23 protein-coding genes are annotated in these 22,664 nt (G+C 60.2%); 19 read left to right on the top strand and 4 right to left on the bottom strand.

Annotation, left to right across the window (positions count from 1 at the left end):
* The first annotated feature begins 13 nt into the window (after window positions 1-13).
* The 18 genes from M2397_RS10145 (at window position 14) to M2397_RS10230 (ending at window position 16,465) form a co-directional block, all read left to right on the top strand.
* Window positions 14-1,228, top strand: coding sequence for an IscS subfamily cysteine desulfurase (locus tag M2397_RS10145; RefSeq protein WP_017530022.1), 1,215 nt, complete (start codon window positions 14-16; stop codon window positions 1,226-1,228).
* A 99-nt stretch (window positions 1,229-1,327) separates the two neighbouring features.
* The gene (gene iscU, locus M2397_RS10150; RefSeq protein ID WP_028617851.1) at window positions 1,328-1,714 is read left to right on the top strand and encodes a Fe-S cluster assembly scaffold IscU; all 387 of its coding nucleotides are present in this window, start codon (window positions 1,328-1,330) and stop codon (window positions 1,712-1,714) included.
* Between the two features lie 28 nt (window positions 1,715-1,742).
* Window positions 1,743-2,066 carry an iron-sulfur cluster assembly protein IscA gene (iscA, locus tag M2397_RS10155; protein WP_048722793.1) on the top strand — a complete coding sequence of 108 codons (324 nt, stop codon included), beginning with the start codon at window positions 1,743-1,745 and terminating at the stop codon, window positions 2,064-2,066.
* A gap of 8 nt (window positions 2,067-2,074) precedes the next feature.
* Window positions 2,075-2,596: a co-chaperone HscB gene (gene hscB, locus M2397_RS10160; protein WP_027605413.1), complete on the top strand. Its 522-nt coding sequence runs from the start codon at window positions 2,075-2,077 to the stop codon at window positions 2,594-2,596.
* Window positions 2,597-2,647: 51 nt separating this feature from the next.
* Entirely contained in the window at window positions 2,648-4,510 is a 1,863-nt protein-coding gene (gene hscA / locus M2397_RS10165; protein ID WP_259242829.1) for a Fe-S protein assembly chaperone HscA, read from the top strand.
* A gap of 3 nt (window positions 4,511-4,513) precedes the next feature.
* Window positions 4,514-4,855 (top strand): ISC system 2Fe-2S type ferredoxin, encoded by a 342-nt coding sequence (fdx, locus tag M2397_RS10170; RefSeq protein ID WP_003175958.1) that lies wholly within the window; start codon window positions 4,514-4,516, stop codon window positions 4,853-4,855.
* Between the two features lie 14 nt (window positions 4,856-4,869).
* Complete coding sequence (gene iscX, locus M2397_RS10175; RefSeq protein WP_017846180.1) at window positions 4,870-5,070, top strand: Fe-S cluster assembly protein IscX; 201 nt, start codon at window positions 4,870-4,872, stop codon at window positions 5,068-5,070.
* 91 nt (window positions 5,071-5,161) lie between these two features.
* On the top strand, window positions 5,162-5,587 hold the full coding sequence (gene ndk / locus M2397_RS10180) for a nucleoside-diphosphate kinase (RefSeq protein ID WP_017846179.1): 426 nt from the start codon (window positions 5,162-5,164) through the stop codon (window positions 5,585-5,587).
* Between the two features lie 29 nt (window positions 5,588-5,616).
* On the top strand, window positions 5,617-6,765 hold the full coding sequence (gene rlmN / locus M2397_RS10185; protein WP_131697993.1) for a 23S rRNA (adenine(2503)-C(2))-methyltransferase RlmN: 1,149 nt from the start codon (window positions 5,617-5,619) through the stop codon (window positions 6,763-6,765).
* Between the two features lie 12 nt (window positions 6,766-6,777).
* Entirely contained in the window at window positions 6,778-7,536 is a 759-nt protein-coding gene (gene pilW, locus M2397_RS10190) for a type IV pilus biogenesis/stability protein PilW (RefSeq protein WP_184744038.1), read from the top strand.
* Window positions 7,536-8,543, top strand: coding sequence for a RodZ family helix-turn-helix domain-containing protein (locus tag M2397_RS10195; RefSeq protein ID WP_131697991.1), 1,008 nt, complete (start codon window positions 7,536-7,538; stop codon window positions 8,541-8,543). The genes pilW and M2397_RS10195 overlap by 1 nt, the downstream gene beginning before the upstream one ends.
* A gap of 2 nt (window positions 8,544-8,545) precedes the next feature.
* Window positions 8,546-9,655 (top strand): flavodoxin-dependent (E)-4-hydroxy-3-methylbut-2-enyl-diphosphate synthase, encoded by a 1,110-nt coding sequence (ispG, locus tag M2397_RS10200; RefSeq protein ID WP_034115889.1) that lies wholly within the window; start codon window positions 8,546-8,548, stop codon window positions 9,653-9,655.
* 21 nt (window positions 9,656-9,676) lie between these two features.
* The gene (gene hisS, locus M2397_RS10205) at window positions 9,677-10,966 is read left to right on the top strand and encodes a histidine--tRNA ligase (protein ID WP_053135507.1); all 1,290 of its coding nucleotides are present in this window, start codon (window positions 9,677-9,679) and stop codon (window positions 10,964-10,966) included.
* 41 nt (window positions 10,967-11,007) lie between these two features.
* Window positions 11,008-11,649 (top strand): YfgM family protein, encoded by a 642-nt coding sequence (locus M2397_RS10210; RefSeq protein WP_259242837.1) that lies wholly within the window; start codon window positions 11,008-11,010, stop codon window positions 11,647-11,649.
* A complete protein-coding gene (gene bamB / locus M2397_RS10215) occupies window positions 11,642-12,793 on the top strand; it encodes an outer membrane protein assembly factor BamB (RefSeq protein WP_131697989.1) in 1,152 nt (383 codons plus the stop codon). Before M2397_RS10210 ends, bamB begins: the two co-directional genes overlap by 8 nt.
* Window positions 12,794-12,932: 139 nt before the next feature.
* A complete protein-coding gene (der, locus tag M2397_RS10220; protein ID WP_053135513.1) occupies window positions 12,933-14,402 on the top strand; it encodes a ribosome biogenesis GTPase Der in 1,470 nt (489 codons plus the stop codon).
* A gap of 135 nt (window positions 14,403-14,537) precedes the next feature.
* Window positions 14,538-15,686 (top strand): pyridoxal phosphate-dependent aminotransferase, encoded by a 1,149-nt coding sequence (locus M2397_RS10225; protein ID WP_145338388.1) that lies wholly within the window; start codon window positions 14,538-14,540, stop codon window positions 15,684-15,686.
* On the top strand, window positions 15,674-16,465 hold the full coding sequence (locus M2397_RS10230; protein ID WP_184744035.1) for an amidohydrolase: 792 nt from the start codon (window positions 15,674-15,676) through the stop codon (window positions 16,463-16,465). The genes M2397_RS10225 and M2397_RS10230 overlap by 13 nt, the downstream gene beginning before the upstream one ends.
* Window positions 16,466-16,583: 118 nt before the next feature.
* Here the strand turns inward: M2397_RS10230 and leuA are convergent, their stop codons facing one another.
* The 4 genes from leuA to M2397_RS10250 all read right to left on the bottom strand — a co-directional run bounded on the left by leuA (window position 16,584) and on the right by M2397_RS10250 (window position 21,693).
* Complete coding sequence (leuA, locus tag M2397_RS10235; RefSeq protein WP_145338389.1) at window positions 16,584-18,263, bottom strand: 2-isopropylmalate synthase; 1,680 nt, start codon at window positions 18,261-18,263, stop codon at window positions 16,584-16,586.
* 324 nt (window positions 18,264-18,587) lie between these two features.
* Window positions 18,588-19,409 carry a M23 family metallopeptidase gene (locus M2397_RS10240; RefSeq protein WP_131697985.1) on the bottom strand — a complete coding sequence of 274 codons (822 nt, stop codon included), beginning with the start codon at window positions 19,407-19,409 and terminating at the stop codon, window positions 18,588-18,590.
* A 3-nt stretch (window positions 19,410-19,412) separates the two neighbouring features.
* Complete coding sequence (gene xseA, locus M2397_RS10245) at window positions 19,413-20,792, bottom strand: exodeoxyribonuclease VII large subunit (protein WP_259242860.1); 1,380 nt, start codon at window positions 20,790-20,792, stop codon at window positions 19,413-19,415.
* A gap of 10 nt (window positions 20,793-20,802) precedes the next feature.
* Window positions 20,803-21,693, bottom strand: coding sequence for a LysR family transcriptional regulator (locus M2397_RS10250; RefSeq protein ID WP_259242861.1), 891 nt, complete (start codon window positions 21,691-21,693; stop codon window positions 20,803-20,805).
* 99 nt (window positions 21,694-21,792) lie between these two features.
* Between M2397_RS10250 and M2397_RS10255 the strand changes: the two genes are divergently transcribed.
* Window positions 21,793-22,560: a sulfite exporter TauE/SafE family protein gene (locus M2397_RS10255; protein WP_145338421.1), complete on the top strand. Its 768-nt coding sequence runs from the start codon at window positions 21,793-21,795 to the stop codon at window positions 22,558-22,560.
* The last annotated feature ends 104 nt before the right edge of the window (window positions 22,561-22,664 follow it).

Raw genomic sequence — 22,664 nt, forward strand, 5'->3', positions numbered from 1 at the left:
TAGGAGAAAGTCCATGAAATTGCCGATTTACCTTGATTACTCAGCGACCACCCCGGTTGATCCGCGTGTCGCGCAAAAGATGAGCGAATGCCTGTTGGTCGACGGAAACTTCGGCAACCCGGCCTCCCGTTCCCATGTGTTCGGCTGGAAAGCCGAGGAAGCGGTCGAGAACGCTCGTCGCCAGGTCGCTGACCTGGTTGGCGCTGACCCGCGTGAAATCGTCTGGACTTCCGGTGCTACCGAATCCGACAACCTGGCTATCAAGGGCGCGGCGCATTTCTACGCGACCAAAGGCAAGCACCTGATCACCACCAAGATTGAGCACAAGGCTGTCCTCGACACCATGCGCCAACTGGAGCGTGAAGGTTTCGAGGTCACTTACCTCGAGCCAACCACCGACGGTATCGTCACCCCGGCCATGATCGAAGCCGCGCTGCGTGAAGACACCATCCTGGTTTCCGTGATCCACGTGAACAACGAAATCGGCACCATCAACGACATCGCGGCCATCGGCGAGCTGACTCGCTCCAAGGGTATCCTGCTGCACGTCGACGCTGCTCAGTCCACCGGCAAGGTCGATATCGACCTGTCGAAACTGAAAGTCGACCTGATGTCGTTCTCGGCCCACAAGACCTACGGCCCTAAAGGCATCGGCGCCTTGTACGTGAGCCGCAAGCCACGTGTGCGCATCGAAGCGACCATGCACGGCGGCGGTCACGAGCGCGGCATGCGTTCGGGCACCCTGGCGACTCACCAGATCGTTGGCATGGGCGAAGCTTTCCGCGTAGCCAAGGAAGACATGGCTGCCGAAAACGTACGTATCAAGGCCCTGAGCGATCGCTTCTACAAGCAGGTCGAGAACCTTGAAGAGCTGTACATCAACGGCAGCATGACCGCCCGTGTACCGCACAACCTGAATTTGAGCTTCAACTACGTCGAAGGCGAGTCGCTGATCATGGCGCTCAAGGACCTGGCGGTTTCGTCCGGTTCGGCCTGCACCTCGGCATCCCTTGAGCCTTCGTATGTACTGCGCGCCCTGGGCCGCAACGACGAACTGGCGCACAGCTCGATCCGCTTTACGTTCGGCCGCTTCACCACCGAAGAGCAAGTCGACTACGCCGCGCAGAAAGTCTGCGAAGCCGTCAACAAACTGCGCGTCCTGTCGCCGCTGTGGGACATGTACAAAGACGGTGTCGATATTTCCAAGATCGAGTGGGCGGCACACTAACTATAGAAGCCGCCACCCAAGCTCTGTAGGAACGTGGCGGAAAACGCAGGCGTTTCTACAGGGTTCCAGAGCGGCCCTGATGAGTGAGGATTCAGTACCATGGCTTACAGCGAAAAGGTCATCGACCACTACGAAAACCCGCGCAACGTCGGCAAGATGGACGCGGAAGACCCTGATGTCGGCACCGGCATGGTTGGCGCTCCGGCGTGCGGCGATGTGATGCGCCTGCAGATCAAGGTCAACGACGCTGGCGTTATCGAAGACGCCAAGTTCAAGACTTACGGCTGCGGTTCGGCCATCGCCTCCAGCTCCCTGGCGACCGAATGGATGAAAGGCAAGACCCTGGATGAGGCTGTGACTATCAGCAACACCCAACTGGCCGAAGAGCTGGCCCTGCCGCCAGTGAAAATCCACTGCTCCGTGCTCGCTGAAGACGCCATCAAGGCGGCCGTTCGCGACTACAAGCAGAAGAAAGGCTTGATCTAAGCATTTGGCGACGAGTAAGGAGTCAACGATGGCTATCAGCATGACAGAAGCGGCTGCGCGGCACGTGCGACGCTCCCTGGATGGGCGCGGTAAAGGTGAGGGGATTCGTCTGGGTGTTCGCACCACGGGCTGTTCCGGCCTTGCCTATGTGCTGGAGTTCGTCGACGAGGTGGTTGAGGAAGACCAGGTGTTCGAAAGTCACGGCGAGAAAGTGATCATCGACCCTAAAAGCCTGACCTACCTGGACGGCACCGAGCTTGATTTCGTCAAGGAAGGGTTGAACGAAGGCTTCAAGTTCAACAACCCCAACGTACGCGGTGAATGTGGCTGCGGCGAAAGCTTCAACATCTGAGGCTATTTGTGGGCACTCCTTGTCATTTCGCTTTATTCGAGCTGCAGCCGAGCTTTCGGCTGGACCTCGAGCAGCTTGCCACGCGCTATCGAGAATTGGCGCGTGGGGTGCATCCGGACCGCTTCGCTGACGCTTCCGAGCGTGAGCAACGCCTGGCGCTGGAGCAATCGGCCAGCCTCAACGAAGCCTATCAGACGCTCAAGAGTCCTCCTAAACGCGCGCGTTACTTGCTCGCGATGAATGGTGGCGAGTTGCCGCTGGAAGTGACCGTGCACGACCCGGACTTCCTGATGCAGCAGATGCAGTGGCGTGAAGAGCTAGAAGACTTGCAGGACGAAGCCGATGTGGCGGGTGTCGCGGTCTTCAAGCGTCGTCTGAAAGTTGCCCAGGATGAGCTCAACGAAAGCTTCGCAGCCTGTTGGGATGATGCAGCGCAACGTGAACAGGCCGAACGCCTGATGCGGCGCATGCAGTTCCTCGACAAGCTCACCTACGAAGTGCGCCAGCTAGAAGAGCGCCTCGACGATTAACCCAGTGCTGTCCGTGATGCACACCTGATAGACAGATAAGACCTGATTACCATGGCCCTACTGCAAATCGCCGAACCCGGTCTAAGCCCTCAACCGCACCAGCGCCGCCTGGCGGTGGGGATTGACTTGGGCACCACCAATTCCCTGGTTGCTGCCTTGCGCAGCGGCCTGTCCGAGCCGCTGCCCGACGCTGATGGCCAGGTGATCCTGCCATCCGCCGTGCGCTATCACGCTGATCGCACCGAAGTGGGCGAGTCGGCCAAGCTGGCGGCGTCTACCGACCCTTTGAACACCGTGCTGTCAGTCAAGCGCTTGATGGGGCGTGGCCTGTCAGACGTCAAGCAATTGGGCGACCAACTGCCGTACCGCTTTGTCGGTGGCGAATCCCATATGCCGTTCATCGACACCGTCCAGGGTCCGAAAAGCCCGGTGGAAGTGTCGGCGGATATCCTCAAGGTGCTGCGCCAGCGCGCGGAAACCACCTTGGGCGGCGAACTGGTCGGTGCGGTGATCACTGTGCCGGCTTATTTCGATGATGCGCAGCGCCAAGCCACCAAGGACGCGGCGAAGCTCGCCGGCCTGAACGTGTTGCGCCTGCTCAACGAGCCGACTGCTGCGGCCGTGGCCTATGGCCTGGACCAGCACGCAGAAGGCCTGGTCGCTATTTACGACTTGGGCGGCGGCACATTTGATATTTCGATCCTGCGCCTGACCGGCGGTGTGTTCGAAGTACTGGCTACCGGTGGCGATACAGCGCTGGGCGGCGATGACTTCGACCATGCCATCGCGGGTTGGATCATCAGCAGCGCTGGCTTGTCCGCTGACCTGGATCCGGGCGAGCAGCGTAATTTACTGCAAGCGGCCTGTGCCGCCAAAGAGGCCCTGACTGACGCAGCTTCTGTTGAAGTTTCCTATGGCAGTTGGTGCGCCCAGCTGACTCGTGAAGCCTTCGATTCGTTGATCGAGCCGATGGTCGCCCGCAGTCTGAAAGCCTGCCGTCGCGCCGTGCGTGATTCCGGTGTCGAGCTGGAAGATGTCGTTGCTGTGGTCATGGTCGGCGGTTCCACCCGTGTGCCAAGGGTTCGCGAAGCCGTTGCCGAGGCCTTTGGCCGCCAGCCGCTGACAGAGATCGACCCGGACCAGGTGGTTGCCATTGGTGCCGCCATCCAGGCCGATACCCTGGCCGGCAATAAGCGCGATGGCGGCGAACTGCTGCTGCTTGACGTGATCCCGCTGTCCCTGGGGCTGGAAACCATGGGTGGGCTGATGGAGAAGGTGATTCCACGTAACACCACCATCCCCGTCGCCCGCGCCCAGGACTTCACCACCTACAAAGATGGCCAGACGGCCATGATGATTCATGTGCTGCAAGGCGAGCGCGAGCTGATCAGCGACTGTCGCTCCCTGGCACGCTTTGAATTGCGCGGTATCCCGGCCATGGTTGCGGGTGCGGCGAAGATTCGCGTGACCTTCCAGGTCGACGCCGACGGCTTGCTCAGCGTAGCCGCGCGTGAGTTGGGTTCGGGCGTTGAAGCGAGCATCCAGGTCAAGCCGTCCTACGGCCTGACTGACGGCGAAATCGCCAAGATGCTCAAGGACTCGTTCCAATACGCCGGTGACGACAAGGTCGCGCGCGTACTGCGTGAGCAACAAGTGGATGCCCAACGCCTGCTCGAAGCAGTGCAGGGCGCCCTTGACGCCGACGGTGAGCGCCTGCTGGATGCCGAAGAGCGCATGGTCATCGACCTGCAGATGCAGGAACTGGCCGAACTGATGAAAGGCAACGATGGTTACGCCATCGAGCAACAGACCAAGCGCTTGTCGCAGGTCACTGACGCCTTTGCCGCCCGCCGCATGGATCAGACGGTGAAAGCCGCACTGGCCGGGCGCAACCTGAATGAAATCGAGGAATAATTAATGCCGCAGGTCATTTTTCTGCCACACGCCGAGCATTGCCCGGACGGTATGGTTGTTGAGGCTGAGACCGGCAAGTCCATCCTCGAAGTAGCCCATGACAACCACATCGAGATCGAAAGTGCCTGTGGTGGTGTGTGCGCCTGCACCACCTGCCACTGCATCATTCGCGAAGGCTTCAATAGCCTGGAAGAGGCCGATGAGCTGGAAGAGGACTTTCTTGATCGCGCCTGGGGCCTGGAAGCCACTTCTCGCCTAAGCTGTCAGGCTAAGGTCGGGACTGAAGACATCACCGTCGAAATTCCGAAATATTCGCTCAATCATGCTGCCGAAGCGCCGCACTGATTCAAGGAAGTGTCATGAGTCTTAAATGGGTTGATGTGCAAGAGATCGCTATCCTGTTGGCCGACGGCAACCCGGATATGGATCCCTATTCCCTGAATTTTGTTGCTTTGCGTGACATGGTCATGGCCTTGCCAGGCTTTGATGATGAGCGCGATCGCGGTGGCGAAAAGGTTCTGGAAGCTATCCAGACGGCCTGGAAAGAAGAACAGGACTGACGCCTCCCTTACGCAGTTAGGCAATACCTAAGAACCCGCGTATAATTCGCGGGTTTAATTTTTCGTAAATTACCGTTTCTGGAGTTACACCATGGCTGTTCAACGTACTTTCTCCATCATCAAGCCTGACGCTGTTGCAAAAAACGTCATCGGCGAGATCACCACTCGTTTCGAAAAAGCCGGCCTGAAGGTTGTAGCTTCGAAACTCAAGCAACTGTCCAAGGCTGAAGCTGAAGGCTTCTACGCTGAGCACAGCGCTCGTGGCTTCTTCGGCGACCTGGTTGCTTTCATGATCTCCGGTCCTGTTGTTGTTCAGGTTCTGGAAGGCGAAAACGCCATCGCTCTGAACCGTGAACTGATGGGCGCTACCAACCCTAAAGAAGCAGCTGCCGGCACCATCCGTGCTGATTTCGCTGACTCCATCGACGCCAACGCTGTACACGGTTCGGACTCCGAAGCCGCTGCTGCTCGCGAAATCTCGTACTTCTTCGCAGCTACTGAAGTAACCACTCGCTAAGCATCGGCTTAAAGAGTGAGGGTGAATCCATGACGACATCGACTGTAAAAACCAACCTGCTGGGTCTGACTCAACAGGAAATGGAAAAGTTCTTCGACTCAATCGGGGAGAAGCGTTTCCGTGCCGGTCAGGTAATGAAATGGATTCACCACTTTGGCGTCGACGATTTCGACGCCATGACGAACGTCAGCAAGGCCTTGCGCGACAAGCTCAAGACCATTGCTGAAGTGCGTGGCCCCGAAGTGGTCAGCGAGGACATCTCCAGCGACGGCACCCGTAAATGGGTGGTGCGCGTGGCGTCCGGCAGCTGCGTCGAGACCGTGTATATTCCCCAGGGCAAGCGCGGCACCTTGTGCGTTTCGTCCCAGGCAGGTTGTGCCCTGGACTGCAGTTTCTGCTCCACCGGCAAGCAAGGCTTCAATAGCAACCTCACCGCCGCCGAAGTGATCGGCCAGGTGTGGATTGCCAACAAATCCTTTGGCAGCGTCCCGGCGACCGTCGACCGTGCCATCACCAACGTGGTGATGATGGGCATGGGTGAGCCGCTGCTGAACTTCGACAACGTCATTTCGGCCATGCACCTGATGATGGACGACCTGGGCTACGGCATCTCCAAGCGCCGCGTGACCCTGTCGACCTCCGGCGTGGTACCGATGATCGATGAGCTGGCCAAGCACATCGACGTCTCCCTGGCGTTGTCGCTGCACGCACCCAATGACGCATTGCGTAACCAATTGGTGCCGATCAACAAGAAGTATCCGCTTAAGATGCTGCTCGAATCTTGCCAGCGTTATATGGCGACCTTGGGCGAGAAGCGCGTTCTGACCATTGAGTACACCATGCTCAAGGACATCAACGACAAGGTCGAGCACGCGGTCGAGATGATCGAACTGCTCAAGAACACCCCGTGCAAGATCAACCTGATTCCGTTCAACCCGTTTCCACATTCTGGTTACGAGCGGCCGAGCAACAACGCCATCCGCCGTTTCCAGGATCAACTGCACCAGGCTGGCTACAACGTGACCGTTCGCACCACCCGTGGTGAAGACATCGACGCCGCCTGTGGCCAATTGGTAGGACAGGTGCTGGACCGCACCCGTCGCAGCGAACGTTATATTGCGGTGCGCGAACTGAGCGCTGCCGACGATATGCCGCAAAGCGCTGTGAATCGAACCTGAGAGAGGATCTCTATGCCCTTGCGCCTTGCGCTGCTTCTGCTTGTTACCGGTCTCGTGGCCGGTTGTGTTTCATCGGGCCATGACAGCCCGTTGCAAACCGGCAAGGGCCGTGACGAGGCGCGAGTTGCCTATGTGCAACTGGGGTTGGGTTACCTGCGACAAGGCATGAGCGAACAGGCCAAGGTGCCGTTGAAAAAGGCCCTTGAGCTGGACAGCGACGATGCCGATGCCAATGCCGCACTGGCCCTGGTGTTCCAGGCCCAGGCCGAGCCTCAACTGGCTGACCGGTATTTCAACAAAGCCCTGGCCGCAAGGCCTGCCGACCCGCGGCTGCTGAACAATTACGGCAGCTTCCTGTTCGAGCAAAAGCGGTATGACCAGGCAGCCCTTTATTTCCAGCAAGCCAGTACTGATACCCTCTATCCTGAGCGCTCGCGGGTGTTCGAGAACCTTGGGGTGACCTCAATGCGCCTCGGCCAGCGCGACAGCGCACGCCAGCAGTTGAAAAAAGCCCTGCACTTGAACGGCCATCAGCCACGAGCGCTGCTCGAAATGGCTGAGTTGTCTTACGAAGACAGGCATTATGTGCCGGCACGTGACTATTACGAGCGTTTTAGCCTGCTCAGCGGGCAAAATGCACGTAGTCTATTGCTCGGTGTGCGCCTGGCGACGGTTCATGAAGAACGCGACACGGCCGCACGTTTTGGCCAGCAACTCGAACGACTCTATCCCGGTACGCCGGAATATCAGCAATACCTGTCGGAGCAATGATGAAAGCGGCGCACCCGGAAGTTGTAGCAGCTAATCGCGTAAACCCAGGCGACACTTTGCGTCAGGCCCGCGAAAGCAATGGTTGGTCGCTGGCGGAAGTGGCCCTCAAGCTCAATTTGACCACCACCTCCCTGGGGAACCTTGAGGCCGGCGCATTCGACAAGCTGCCTGGGCATACCTTCGCCCGCGGCTATATCCGCGCCTATGCCAAGCTGTTGGGCATTGACCAGGCCGTATTGGTCCAGCAATTCGATCAATTCACCGGTACCGACTCCCAGGGCAGCAATGTGCATGGCTTGGGTCGCATCGAAGAGCCGGTGCGGGTTTCCCACACGATTTTGCGAATTGTCAGCCTGTTGTTGCTGATCGCCGTGATCGGCGGCGGTTTTGTCTGGTGGCAAGACCAGGCGTCCCAACGCAGCAAAGACATGACCAGCAACGCCATGGAGCACGTCGAAGTCGAGAGCGCCGACGGCACCACCCAGATTCATCCGCTGGATGAGCCGGAAGACCAGGCCGTTGCCCAAGGCCAGGCTGCCCCTGAAACCCCGGCCACCGTCGAGCAGTCCGAACCGGAAACTGCCCAGGCCCCGACAGTTGCCGTACCGAACCCAGTCACACCGGCCGAGCCAGCTCACACGCCAGCAGCCCCGGTTGCCCAGGCCCATACACCGGCCGCTCCAGCCCAGGCGCCAGCGACTACGGCGCCAGCCGCTCCGGCAGCCCCGGCGATTTCACCACCCACCACCCCAGCGTTGATCGCCGGTGACGGGCGTGTACAAATTACCTTCGTTGCTGACTGCTGGACGCAAGTCACCGACGGCAATGGCAAAGTGCTGGCCAGTGGTCTCAAGCGTAAGGGAGATACGCTCGACCTTGGCGGCAAGCCTCCTTTGACGCTGCGTCTGGGCTTTGCCCGTGGCGCGCAAGTGGCCTACAACGGCCAGCCTGTAGACGTAGCGCCGTTCACCACTGGCGAGACCGCTCGCCTGAAGTTGGGACAATAGTCATGCACGGCGAATCTCCAATCAAACGTCGCGTATCGCGCAAGATCTGGGTTGGCTCGGTGCCAGTGGGTGGCGATGCCCCCATCGCGGTACAGAGCATGACCAACAGCGACACCAATGATGTTGCCGCCACCGTTGCCCAGATCAACCGTCTGGAAGCGGCCGGGGTAGACATCGTGCGGGTATCCGTCCCGGACATGGATGCTGCCGAGGCGTTCGGTCGCATCAAGCAGCTGGTCAAGGTGCCGCTGGTTGCCGACATTCACTTTGACTACAAGATCGCCCTGCGCGTGGCTGAGTTGGGCGTCGATTGCCTGCGCATCAACCCGGGCAACATCGGTCGTGAAGACCGTGTGCGCGCCGTGGTGGACGCTGCCCGTGATCGCGGGATCCCGATCCGTATCGGCGTCAACGCCGGTTCCCTGGAAAAAGACCTGCAAAAGAAGTACGGCGAACCCACCCCTGCAGCGCTGGTCGAGTCTGCACTGCGCCACGTTGAACACCTGGAACGCCTGAACTTCCAGGACTTCAAGGTCAGCGTAAAGGCCTCCGACGTGTTCATGGCGGTCGAAGCCTACCGCCTGCTGGCCAAGGAAATCGTGCAACCGTTGCACCTGGGCATCACCGAAGCCGGCGGTTTGCGCTCAGGCACAGTGAAATCTGCGGTGGGTCTCGGTATGCTGCTCGCCGAAGGGATTGGCGATACTATCCGCATCTCGTTGGCGGCAGACCCGGTAGAGGAAGTGAAAGTCGGCTACGACATTCTCAAATCCCTGCGTTTGCGTTCCCGCGGCATCAACTTCATTGCCTGCCCAAGCTGCTCGCGGCAGAACTTCGACGTGGTGAAAACCATGAACGACCTGGAGTTGCGCCTCGAAGACCTGCTGGTCCCGCTGGATGTTGCAGTGATCGGTTGTGTGGTCAACGGCCCGGGTGAAGCCAAGGAAGCCCATGTGGGCTTGACTGGCGGCACACCGAACCTGATTTACATCGACGGCAAGCCGTCGCAGAAGTTAACGAATGACAATCTGGTGGATCAGCTGGAAAAGTTGATCCGCGAGAAAGCGGCCGAAAAGGTCGCCGCTGACGCAGCGCTGATCGCACGCGGCTAAGAACGAATTTAAGGATTTGATGTGAGCAAGTCTCTGCAAGCCATTCGTGGCATGAACGACATCCTGCCGGAGCAAACGCCGCTGTGGCGCTACTTCGAGAGCACTGTCGCGCGCCTGCTGGATAACTACGGTTACAAGCAGATCCGCATGCCGATCGTTGAGTTCACCGAGCTGTTCAAGCGCTCCATCGGTGAAGTGACCGACATCGTCGAAAAAGAGATGTACACCTTTGAAGACCGTAACGGCGACTCCCTGACTTTGCGTCCGGAAGGTACCGCCGCGTGCGTGCGCGCCGTGCTCGAACACGGCCTCACCGGTGGCGGCCAGCCGCAGAAACTGTGGTACATCGGCCCGATGTTCCGCCACGAGCGCCCACAGAAAGGCCGTTATCGCCAGTTCCACCAGATCGGCCTGGAAGTCTTCAATCTCGACGGCCCGGACATCGATGCCGAGCTGATCGTGCTGACCTGGCGCCTGTGGGGCATGCTGGGTATCCGCGATGCGGTCAAGCTTGAGCTCAACAGCCTGGGCACCAGCGAATCCCGGGGCCGCTACCGCGAAGCCCTGGTGGAATTCCTGTCCGCCCACCTGGACAAGTTGGACGAAGACAGCCAGCGCCGTCTGAAAACCAACCCGTTGCGTGTGTTGGACACCAAGAACGCCGACACGCAAGCCGTACTGGTCGACGCGCCGAAAATGGCCGACTACCTGGACGACGAGTCCCGCACGCACTTCGAGGGCCTCAAGGCTCGTCTGGATGCGGCCGGTATTCCCTACGTGATCAACCCGAAGCTGGTGCGTGGCCTCGATTACTACAGCAAGACCGTGTTCGAGTGGGTCACCGACAAGCTCGGCGCCCAGGGCACCGTGTGTGCGGGCGGCCGTTATGACGGCCTGGTCGAGCAGATGGGCGGCAAGCCGACCACCGGCGTAGGTTTTGCCATGGGCATCGAGCGGCTGATCCTGCTGCTGGAAACCCTGGAACAGGTTCCGGAAGAAATATCCCGACAGGTGGACGTGTACCTGTGCGCCTTTGGCGAGGCCGCCGAACTGGCCGCCCTGGCCTTGAGCGAAAAAGTACGTGACCAGTTGCCGAACCTGCGCCTGCAGATCAATGCCGGCGCCGGCAGCTTCAAGAGCCAGTTCAAGAAGGCCGACAAGAGCGGTGCACTGTACGCACTGATCCTTGGCGATGACGAGTTGGCCCAGCAAGTGATAGGTTTCAAACCCCTGCGTGGCCAGGGCGAGCAACAGAACATTGCCTTTGATGCGCTCGCCGCGCACTTGGCCACCTGCGTCGTGCAGGGTTGAAGCTGTCGAACAGCCGAATTTAGCGATTAAGGAGTATTGGGGTGTCGAGTACTGATGATGAGCAGTTGGCCGAGTTCAAGGACTGGTGGCAGCGTAACGGCAAGCCCCTGGTTACTGGCGGTCTGCTGGCTTTAGTGGTGGTGTTCGGCTGGCAAGCCTGGACAAAGTATCAGGCCAACCAATCCCAGGGCGCCTCGATCCTCTATCAGCAATTGCTGGAAACCACCCTGACGCCGGACGGCAAGCCCGACCCAGCGCAAGTGGCGGACCTGGCCGGCAAGCTGAAGAGCGAATTCGGCGGTAGCACCTACGCCCAATACGGTAGCCTGTTCGTCGCGAAAGTCGCGGTCGACACCGGCAGGCTGGATGACGCCGCCGCAGAACTCAAGGCCATCGCCGACAAGCCGACCAACCCGACCCTGGGTGAAATCGCACGTCAGCGCCTGGCCCAGGTATTGGCGGCACAGAACAAGGCTGACGAAGCACTCAAACTGCTCGACGGCGATGCGGACAAGGCATTTGTAGCCACTCGCGAAGAGCTCAAGGGCGACCTGTTGGTCCAATTGGGTCGTACCGACGAAGCCAATGCTGCGTACAAGAAAGCCAAGGCGGCGCTGTCTGATGAAGCGGCGGTCGGTGGCTTACAAATCAAGCTGGACGACTTGGCCAAAGGGGATGCGTGACGTGATCCGTTGGAAACATGCAGCATTGCTGGCTCTGGCCGTTCTGGCCGCGGGTTGCAGCAGCAACAGTAAAAAAGAACTGCCTCCGGCCGAGCTGACCAGCTTCAAGGAAGAAGTCGTCCTGCAAAAGCAATGGAGCCGCTCCATCGGTGACGGCCAGGGCGAGACCTACAACATGCTGGTGCCGGCAATCGACGGTGACAACATTGTGGCCGCTGACGTGACCGGCGTGGTGATCTCCATGGATCGCATGAACGGCGACGTGAAGTGGAAGAAAGACCTCGAATTGCCCGTGTCCGGCGCCGTAGGCGTGGGTTACGGCATGGTCATGCTCGGCACGCTCAAGGGCGAAGTCGTGGCGCTGGACTCCAGCACCGGTGAAGAGAAATGGCGCGCTCGCGTGACCAGTGAAGTCCTCGCACCGCCTGCCACCAACGGCGATATCGTCGTGGTGCAAACCCAGGACGACCGTGTGATCGGCCTGGACGCCAGCACCGGCGAGCAGCGTTGGCTGTACGACAGCACCCCGGCGGTGTTGACCCTGCGCGGTACCAGTGGTCCGGTTGTGACCAACAATCTGGCCGTTGCAGGCCTGTCGACCGGTAAAGTAGTCGCCCTGGACACCAGGAACGGCGTGCCGGCCTGGGAAACCCGCGTGGCCATCCCCCAAGGTCGTTCCGAGCTGGATCGCGTAGTGGACATCGACGGTGGCTTGCTGCTGTCGGGTGAAACCCTCTACGTTGCCACTTACCAGGGCCGCGTTGCCGCGCTGGACCTGCAGAGCGGCCGTGTTAACTGGCAGCGTGATGCTTCCAGCTACGCCGGTGTCGCCCAGGGGTTTGGCAGCGTCTACGTAAGCCTGTCGTCCGGCACCGTTGAAAGTGTCGACGAGCGTTCCACCACTGCACTGTGGAGCAATGACTCCCTGGCCCGTCGTCAACTGTCGGCCCCGGAAGTGTTCTCCAGCTACGTAGCGGTCGGCGACTTCGAAGGCTACCTGCACCTGCTGAGCCAGGTGGATGGTCGTTTTGTAGGTCGTGAGCGTATCGACAGCGATGGCCTGCGTGCCCGTCCGCTGGTCGTGGGCAACATGCTTTATGTGTTTGGTAACAGCGGCAAGCTGGAAGCCCTGACCATCAAGTAAAGGTTTGACTATGCTTGGGGTAAAACCCAGGCGGCCCCGCTTCGGCGGGGCATGCGGCATTTGAATATGCTGCCCCGAGCACCAGCCGCTGCCTTGCAGCGGCTTTTGTATTTTCTGAAATAACGAAGTGGAGAGCCGCATGGTTCCCGTAATCGCCCTGGTGGGCCGACCTAACGTCGGCAAGTCCACCTTGTTCAACCGCCTGACCAGGACTCGTGACGCCATCGTCGGCGACTTGTCCGGTCTGACCCGTGATCGCCAATACGGTGAGGCAAAGTGGCAAGGGCGCTCCTACATTATTGTCGACACCGGTGGTATCTCCGGTGATGAGCATGGCATGGACGAAAAGATGGCCGAGCAGTCGCTGCTGGCCATTGAAGAAGCCGATGTCGTGTTGTTCCTGGTGGACGCCCGCGCGGGCTACACCGCTGCCGACCAGATGATTGGCGAGCACCTGCGCAAGCGCAATAAGCGTTCCTATCTGGTCGCCAACAAGATCGATAACATCGATCCTGAGGCGGCCCGTGCCGAATTCAGTCCGATGGGCCTTGGCGACGCGATCCCGGTCGCCGGTGCCCACGGTCGTGGTATCACCCAGATGCTGGAAATCGCCCTGCGCGACTTCCCCAAGGATGACGCCGAGGAGGAAGAAGGCGAAGAAGAGATCGTTGCCGAAGGCGAGGAAGCCAAGCGCATTCCTGGCCCAAGCGAAAAAGACGGTATCAAGATTGCGATCATCGGTCGCCCGAACGTGGGCAAGTCGACCCTGGTCAACCGCATGCTCGGTGAAGACCGGGTAATCGTCTACGACCAGCCCGGCACCACCCGCGACAGTATCTACATCCCGTTCGAGCGTAACGACGAGAAGTACACGCTGATCGACACCGCCGGTGTGCGTAAGCGCGGCAAGATCCACGAGGAAGTTGAAAAGTTCTCCGTGGTGAAAACCCTGCAGGCAATCAAAGACGCCAACGTGGTGATCTTCGTAATGGACGCCCGCGAAGGCGTGGTGGACCACGACCTTAACCTGCTGGGCTTTGCCCTTGAAGCCGGTCGGGCCTTGGTCATCGCGATCAACAAGTGGGACGGCATGACGCCGAGCGAGCGCGATTTCGTCAAGATCGAGCTGCAGCGCCGCCTGTTCTTCGTCGAGTTCGCCGATATTCACTTCATCTCGGCCCTGCACGGCACGGGTGTGGGTAACCTCTACGCTTCCGTACAGAACTCTTTCAAGTCCGCGGTCACCCGCTGGCCGACCAACCGTCTGACCCAGATCCTCGAAGATGCAGTCGGCGAGCACGCACCGCCGATGGTCAATAACCGCCGGATCAAACTGCGTTACGCCCACTTGGGTGGTGCCAACCCGCCGATTATCGTGATCCACGGTAACCAGATCGAGAAGGTGCCCAAGTCCTACGTGCGTTACCTGGAAAACACCTACCGCCGTGTCTTGAAACTGGTTGGTACGCCGATCCGTATCGAGTTCAAGGGTGGCGAGAACCCATACGAAGGCAACAAGAACACACTGACTGACCGTCAGGTGAACAAGAAGCGTCGTTTGATGACTCACCACAAGAAGGCCGACAAGAAGCGCCGCGACAAGAAATAGCCGCCGCTTCACGTTGTAAGCTACAGGCTGCAAGAGAGGGCTCCTTTGGAGCCCTTTTTTGTGCCTGGCGGTTTGTCGCTTGACCTGCTTGCAGCTTGCAGCTTAAAACTTGCAGCTCACCCGAAGGGGGCTCCCATGATCACCAGCAAGCTGCCAAATGTCGGCACGACCATTTTCACCACCATGTCGCAACTCGCTGCCGAAACCGGCGCGATTAACCTGTCCCAGGGGTTTCCCGACTTCAATGGGCCTCAGGGCTTGCTCGATGGGGTGGGCAAACATATCGCCCTCGGTCATAACCAATATGCGCCGATGACCGGCCTGCCCGTGCTGCGTCAGCAAGTGGCGGCTAAGATCGCTCGCAGTTATGGCGCCACGGTGAATGCCGACAGCGAAGTGACCATCACTCCTGGTGCCACAGAGGCGATCTTCTGCGCGATCCAGGCAGTGATTCGCAATGGTGATGAAGTCATTGTGTTTGACCCCTGCTACGACAGCTATGAGCCCTCGGTCGAGTTGGCCGGTGGCCGCTGCGTGCATGTGCAATTGAGCCTGCAAGGCTTTGCATTGGACTTCGAGAAGATCAAGGCCGCGCTGTCGCCACGCACGCGCATGATCATCCTTAACACCCCGCACAACCCCACCGGCGCGCTGATCAGCCGTGCCGAGCTGGACCAGTTGGCCGAACTGATCCGCGACCGCGATATCTACCTGGTCAGCGACGAGGTCTACGAACACCTGGTATTCGACGGCGTGCCCCACGTCAGCGTGCTGGCCCATGAAGAGCTCTACCCGCGTGCGTTCGTGGTCAGCTCCTTTGGCAAGACCTACCACGTCACCGGCTGGAAAACCGGCTACGTGGTCGCGCCACCGGCCCTGACGGCTGAATTGCGCAAGGTGCATCAATACGTCAACTTCTGTGGCGTAACCCCGTTGCAGTTCGCCTTGGCCGATTTCATGGCCGAACACCCGGAGCACGTCGACGAACTGCCGGCGTTCTACCAGGCCAAGCGCGATCTGTTCTGCGACCTGCTTGCGCCGTCGCGCTTCAGCTCTACCCGGGTGGCCGGAACCTACTTCCAGTTGGTGGATTACTCACAAATACGCCCGGACCTGGATGACGTCGCCATGTCCCTGTGGATGACCCGCGAACACGGGGTGGCGACCATCCCTGTCTCGGTGTTCTACCAGAGCCCACCGCAAGGCCAGCGCCTGGTGCGCCTGTGTTTTGCCAAGCGCGAGGAGACGCTGCGACAAGCGGCTGAAAAACTATGCGTGATCTGACTGCATTGCCTGACTTGAATATCGCCCTGGTCCAGACCACCCTGGCCTGGCACGACCGCCAGGCCAACCTCGAGCATTTCGAGGGGCTGCTGGAGCAGGCCCGCGGCGCCGACCTGATCGTGCTCCCGGAGATGTTCACCACCGGTTTCTCCATGGACTCGCAAACCCTCGCCGAGCCGGAAAACGGCCCGACCCATCATTGGCTCCAGGCCCAGGCTGCGAAGTACAACGCGGTGATCACCGGCAGCGTGATCATCCAGGCCGCCGACGGCAGCCACCGCAACCGCCTGTTGTGGGCGCGGCCGGATGGCGAGGTGTTGCACTACGACAAGCGTCATCTTTTTCGTATGGCCGGTGAACACAATCACTACACCCCCGGCGAGCGCCAGGTGCAGTTCGAGTTGAAAGGCTGGCGTGTTCGGCCGCTGATTTGCTACGACCTGCGCTTTCCGGTGTGGAGTCGGGATGCCCAGGACACTGACTTGCTGCTGTACACCGCCAATTGGCCGGGGGCGCGGCGCCAGCATTGGAACCGGTTATTGCCGGCGCGGGCTATCGAGAACCTGTGCTACGTGGCTGCAGTGAATCGAGTAGGCACCGACGGCAAGGGCTTTGCCTACACCGGCGATAGCCAGGTGCTGGATTTCCAGGGCGAGAGCCTGCTGAGTGCGGGGGAGGCGGACGGGGTCTTCCAAGTGTGCCTGGACGCGGCTGAACTGGCGGCGTATCGCACGCGGTTTCCGGCGAACCTGGATGCCGATAGCTTTCAGTTTGTCTGAAGGACCGCTATCGGGGGGCTTGCCCCGAAGAGTCCCTGACAGGCAACCCAAATCTGAAACTCAATAAAAAGGCCCCTGGGTTCTCACCCAGGGGCCTTCTGTATTGCGGCAATAAAGATTACGCCGCTTTCGCTTCCTGCTGGCTCAGCGACCGGTTCAGCGCACTGAACAGCGCCTTGAAGCTCGCCGTGGTGATGTTTTCATCAATGCCCACGCCATGCACCGGACGTTCACCGTTCACACGCAGTTCGATATAGGCCGCTGCCTTGGCGTTGGTGCCCGCGCCGATCGCATGTTCGTTGTAGTCCATGATCTCCACGCCAATCGGCAAACCAGCCACCAGGGCTTCCAGTGCGCCGTTGCCCTTGCCCTTCCAGTGCAGGTTGGTTTCGCCCTGGCCCTTGCCCGAGACTTCCACTTCGACAAAGCTGTTGCCGTTCTCTTCCTGCAGGCGATGGCTGACCAGCGCGTACGGGGTGTTGGCTTGCAGGTATTCACGCTGCAGCAAGGCGTAGATCTGCGGTGCGGTCATCTCCAGGCCCACGCGGTCGGTTTCGGCCTGGACCACCTGGCTGAATTCGATCTGCATGCGGCGTGGCAAGCTGATGTCGTATTCCTGTTCCAGCAGGTAGGCGATACCGCCTTTGCCCGACTGGCTGTTCACGCGGATCACCGCCTCATAGCTGCGACCGATATCGGCCGGGTCGATCGGCAAGTACGGCACTTCCCACAGCGCATCATCTTTCTGCTGGGTAAAGCCCTTACGGATCGCGTCCTGGTGAGAACCGGAGAAGGCGGTGTGCACCAGATCGCCGACGTACGGATGACGTGGGTGTACCTGGATCTGGTTGCACTCCTCGACGACTTTACGCACGCCGTCGATGTCGGAGAAGTCCAGCTGCGGATCGAGGCCCTGGGTGTACATGTTCAACGCCACGGTGACGAGGTCGACGTTACCGGTACGCTCGCCGTTACCGAACAGGCAGCCTTCGACACGGTCCGCGCCGGCCATCAGGCCCAGCTCGGTGGCGGCTACGCCGGTGCCGCGGTCGTTGTGGGTGTGCAGGCTGATGATCACGCTGTCGCGACGGTTGATATGGCGACCGAACCACTCGATCTGGTCGGCATAGATGTTCGGCGTGGCGCATTCGACGGTGGCCGGCAGGTTGAGGATCATCTTGTGCTCAGGCGTCGGGTTCCAGACCTCGATCACCGCGTCACAGACTTCCTTGGCGAACTCCAGTTCAGTGGCACTGAAGGTCTCCGGCGAGTATTCAAAGGTCCACTGGGTTTCCGGCTGCTGGGCGGCGTATTTGACGAACAGCTTGGCCGCGTTGACCGCGATGGCCTTGATACCGTCCTTGTCCTGGTTGAACACGATGCGGCGGAACGACGGCGACGTGGCGTTGTACAGGTGAACGATGGCCTTTTTGGCGCCGCGCAGGGATTCGAAGGTGCGTGCGATCAAGTCTTCACGGCCCTGGGTCAGCACCTGGATGGTGGTGTCCTCGGGGATGTGGTTGTCTTCGATCAGGGTACGTACGAAGTCGAAGTCGGTTTGCGACGCGGCAGGGAACGAAGCCTCGATTTCCTTCACGCCGACGGCGACCAGAGTCTTCCAGAAGCGCAGCTTTTTCACCGCGTCCATCGGCTCGATCAGGGACTGGTTGCCATCACGCAGGTCGGAGCTGCACCAGATCGGCGCGGTGGTGATGGTTTTGGAAGGCCAGGTGCGATCCGGAATATCGATGGTCGGAAACGCGCGGTACTTCGAAGACGGGTCTTTGAGCATGCTCATCGGGAAATCCTTTGTTGTAGGGGCCGAGAAAAGGCGGCCTGCCGTAGAACTGTTATTTGGGATACAGCTTTAAAGACGAGGCAGATCGATTCAGCCTGGCAGTCGTGCGCTGACGAGGCACAGGCTGCGGTGCTGGCGGAGCTGAATGAGGGTGTGAGAGGTTTTCATAAGCTCAACCCTAACCGTCGGGGTGAAAGATGGCAAGCAGTCGCTAAAAATTGAGAGAAGTTCTTTTATCTGCGTATGAAACAGGATTTTATGGTTGGGAATGACGCTGGGGCTAGATTAAATTGCGCGACCGTTATCGGGCGCGCAATCGCTTCATCACGGTTGGAACGCTCCGATGAAAATAGCCGGGTCGACTCGCGCATCGTTCAGGCTGACATTCCAATGCATATGGGGCCCGGTCGCGCGGCCGGTCGAACCGACTTTGCCCACTACTGCGCCGCGCACCAGTTGCTGACCGACCTTCACGTCGATCTTCGACATGTGGCAGAACATGCTGATAAAACCCTGGCCGTGGTCGACGAACACGGTGTTGCCGTTGAAGAAATAGTTGCCGACCAGAATTACCTTACCGTTTGCCGGCGTCTTGATCGGCGTACCGGCCGGCACCGCGAAGTCCAGGCCCGAATGGGGATTGCGCTCTTCACCGTTGAAGAAGCGGCGCACGCCAAACTTGCTCGACAGCGGCCCGTTTACCGGTTTGTCCAGCACCAGGTTGCTCGGCAGGTTCGGGCTGAAACTGCGATAGGCCTTTAGCTGTACGGCCAACTCGCCCTCGATGCGCTTGAGTTGCGCCGGGTCGGGGTTGACCTGGCTTTTGTTCTTCAAGGTGATGCGTTGTTCGGGGTACTTCTTATAACCAACGATAAACGGCAGGTTGCGCCCGCCGCTGCTGATGCGCTCGTTGCCCGGCTTGACCGTCAGCGGGATGCCGACAATCGCCAGCCAGTTGTCCTGCTCCTTCACCACCAACACCGGTTTGCCTTGGTACGTGGCTTTCGGCGCGGCAGCCGAAGGGCCCAGCTCAACCACCGCAACGCCGCCCGGCACCGGCTTGTTCAGGGTACGGCTGATATAGCTGTCGGCATGGGCGTTAACGGTGAGGCATAGCAGCAACAACACACTAAGGAGACGAGGCATCAATCAATCCAATAACGAAAGGGTGACGGGTGTCAGGTGGTTATCTTCCACCCGCACTTGCAATTGACCTTCACCGAGGCGCGCGGTGAGACGTTGGCCGGTTTGGGTTTGCGCGGCGTTGCGGATGGCCTGGCCGCGCTCGTCGAGCAAGATGCTGTAGCCACGACCCAGCGTCGCCAGCGGGCTGACCACGTGCAGCGTCTGCACCTGGCTTTGCAGTTGCAGGCGACGCGCCTTGAGGCCTTCGCGCATGGCACGCGGCAGGCGTTCGGCGAGGCTGTCCAGGCGCTGGCGCAGCAGGGCCAACTGGCGGCCCGGATGCTGGCCGGCGAGGCGGGTTTCCAGGCGGATCAGGCGTTCGCGACGGGTATTGAGGCTGCGCTCGAAGGCGCGGCGCAGGCGCATATCCAGATCATCCAGGCGCTGGGCCTGCTGGCGCAGGCGTTCGCCGGGGTGCCGCAGGCGCCGGGCCATGCCTTCCAGGCGCAGGCGGTCGTGGGTCAGGCGATTGCGCATCAGCATCACCAGGCGGCGATGCAGGTTTTCCACCTGGCGCACCAGATGGCTGGCGTCCGGTGCCAGCAGTTCAGCGGCAGCGGACGGTGTGGGCGCGCGCACGTCGGCAACAAAGTCGCTGATGGACACATCGGTCTCATGGCCGACGGCGCTGACGATAGGCGTGATACAAGCGTCAACCGCGCGAGCCACGGCCTCTTCGTTGAAGCACCACAGGTCTTCCAGCGAACCGCCGCCACGGGCCAGGATCAGCGCGTCAAAGCCTCGGGCGTCCGCCAGCTTCAACGCCCGCACAATCTGCGGGATCGCTTCGCGGCCTTGCACGGCCGTCGGGATCAAGGTCAGTTCGACGTTCGGCGCGCGACGGCGGAACACACTGATGATGTCGCGTATCACCGCACCGGTAGGCGAGCTGATAATGCCAATGCGCCTAGGGTGTGCCGGCAGCGGCACCTTGCGTTCGGCACTGAACAGGCCTTCGGCGCTGAGTTTTTCCTTCAGGGCATCGAAGGCCAGGCGCAGCGCACCATCGCCGGCGGGCTCGACGGTATCGAGGATCAACTGGTAGTCGCCACGGCCCTCGAACAGCGAGACCTTGCCGCGTACCTTGACCGCCAGGCCATCCTTCAACGCCTGGCGGACCCGCGCGGCGTGATTGCGAAACAGCGCGCAACGCACCTGGGCGCCGCTGTCCTTGAGGGTGAAGTACACATGGCCGGAGGCCGGGCGGGCGAGGTTGGAGATCTCGCCTTCGACCCAGATATTGGTGAACACGTCTTCCAGCAACACCCGCGCGCGGCCGTTGAGCTGGCTGACAGTCAGGACTTCGCGGTCCAGGCCCAAGCGGGCAAAAGGATCTTTAATCATGGGCGGCAGTTTATAGGCATTCGTGCAACGTTTGACAGAATTGCTCCACCAGCGCGCTCGGTGACTGCTGGCTGGTCAGGGCCACGGTGCTCAGGCAGTCCGGGTCGGCCAGGGGCAAGAAGTGCACGTTGGCCGGTGCGATGTCTTTCATGGATTTTGGTAACAGGGCAATACCGAAACCGGCTTGGATCAGTTGCAACTGGGTGGTCTTGCGTGACATCACCCGCGCAGCCTTGGGGAAAAATCCCGCACGCATGCACAACTCGGCTGACAGATAACTCAAGCCGCCACGCTGGGGATGGGGGATAGAGATAAACGCTTCATCCTTCAATTGCTCCAGTTCGATGGGGGCCTGGCTGCGCGACAGCTTATGGTTCGCAGGCACGGCCAGCAGCAATTGCTCGCTGTATAAAGGCATGACCCGCACACCTTCGCGCTGGCGCAACACGGGCAAACGCAGCACCCCGACGTCCAAGCGACCGTCGGCGATGTCTTCCAGTTGCGCTTCGGACGACAGTTTGACGATATCCATCGACACGCCGGGGCAGCGGTCCAGCCAGGTGCTGATGCCTTGCAGCAACACGCCGCTCATCGGCACAGTGCTCGAATGGCTCAGGCGCAGGGTGCCGAGTTGGCCATTGCCGACCTGCGTCGCCATTTCACTGGCCTTGTGCAGCTCACCCAGCAGGTTGCGCGCCCGTGGATAAAAGGCTTCGCCGGCAGCGGTCAGCCGGGGCTGGCGCGCGGTGCGTTCAAACAGCGGGGTTTGCAGTTGGGTTTCCAGTTCCTTGATCTGCCGGCTCAGGGCCGATTGCGCGACAAACAAACGTTCGGCGGCAGCACTGAAGCTGCCGCTGTCGGCGATTTCGACGAAGTAACGCAGTTGGCGGGTGGAAATCACGCGTCATGCCTTTTCGAGATGGGTGGAGGACTTTGAAGATATTAGTCGCAACCCTCGCCGCTGGCTAAAGTGATGGCTATCTCCTACAAGGAATACCCCATGAGCCCGGTTGAGCTGATGAATCAGTGGTCGTTTAGTGGTTTCGATTGGCTGGTGATCGGCCTGGGCATCGTCGTGGCCTATATCGTGTTTGGCATCGCGGGATTCGGCACGGCGCTGGTGGCGGGGCCGGTCCTGCTTGTGTTTATGCCACTGTCGAAGATCATCCCGTTGCTGGTGCTGCTGGATTTTGTCGCGGCCTTCGGCGGCCTGCTGCAAACGCGACGGGACGTGAACAAGCCGGAGCTGCTGCGATTGCTGCCGTGCATGGCGATTGGCTGCACCCTGGGTGTGGTGTTTCTGCTCAATTTGCATTCGGATCTGTTGCTGCTGTTGATGGGGCTGTTTATCAGCGCCTATGCGATTTACAGCCTGGCGGTGAAAACCCGGCCCACGCAATTGGCGGCGGGGTGGTCGATCCCGATGGGCACCGTGGGCGGGCTGTTTGGGGCGTTGTTCGGCAGTGGTGGCTTTTTATATGCAATCTATCTGAACAGCCGTTTGCCCAAGGACGCGGCACGCGCCACCCAAAGCGCGTTGATCAGTTGCAGCACGGTGGTGCGCCTGAGCCTCTTCCTGATCGCCGGGGTGTATGCTGATTGGCCGCTGCTGATGTTGGCACTGTGCCTGCTGCCCGCGATGGCCCTGGGGCTGTGGTGTGGGCGCAGGCTGACGATGCGCATGTCCCGTGAGGCCTTCGTCCGGTTGGTGACCTGGCTGGTATTGGCCAGTGGCGTTGCATTGATTGGGCGGTACTTGAGCACTTGACCTGATTTCTTCAGGGATTAAGCTGCCGTCCTCCCGGGCGTCATCGCGGGCGAGCCCGGCTCCCACAGTTGAGTGCATTCCAATGTGGGAGCCGGGCTTGCCCG

The organism is Pseudomonas sp. BIGb0381 (assembly GCF_024809815.1).
GTDB lineage: Bacteria > Pseudomonadota > Gammaproteobacteria > Pseudomonadales > Pseudomonadaceae > Aquipseudomonas.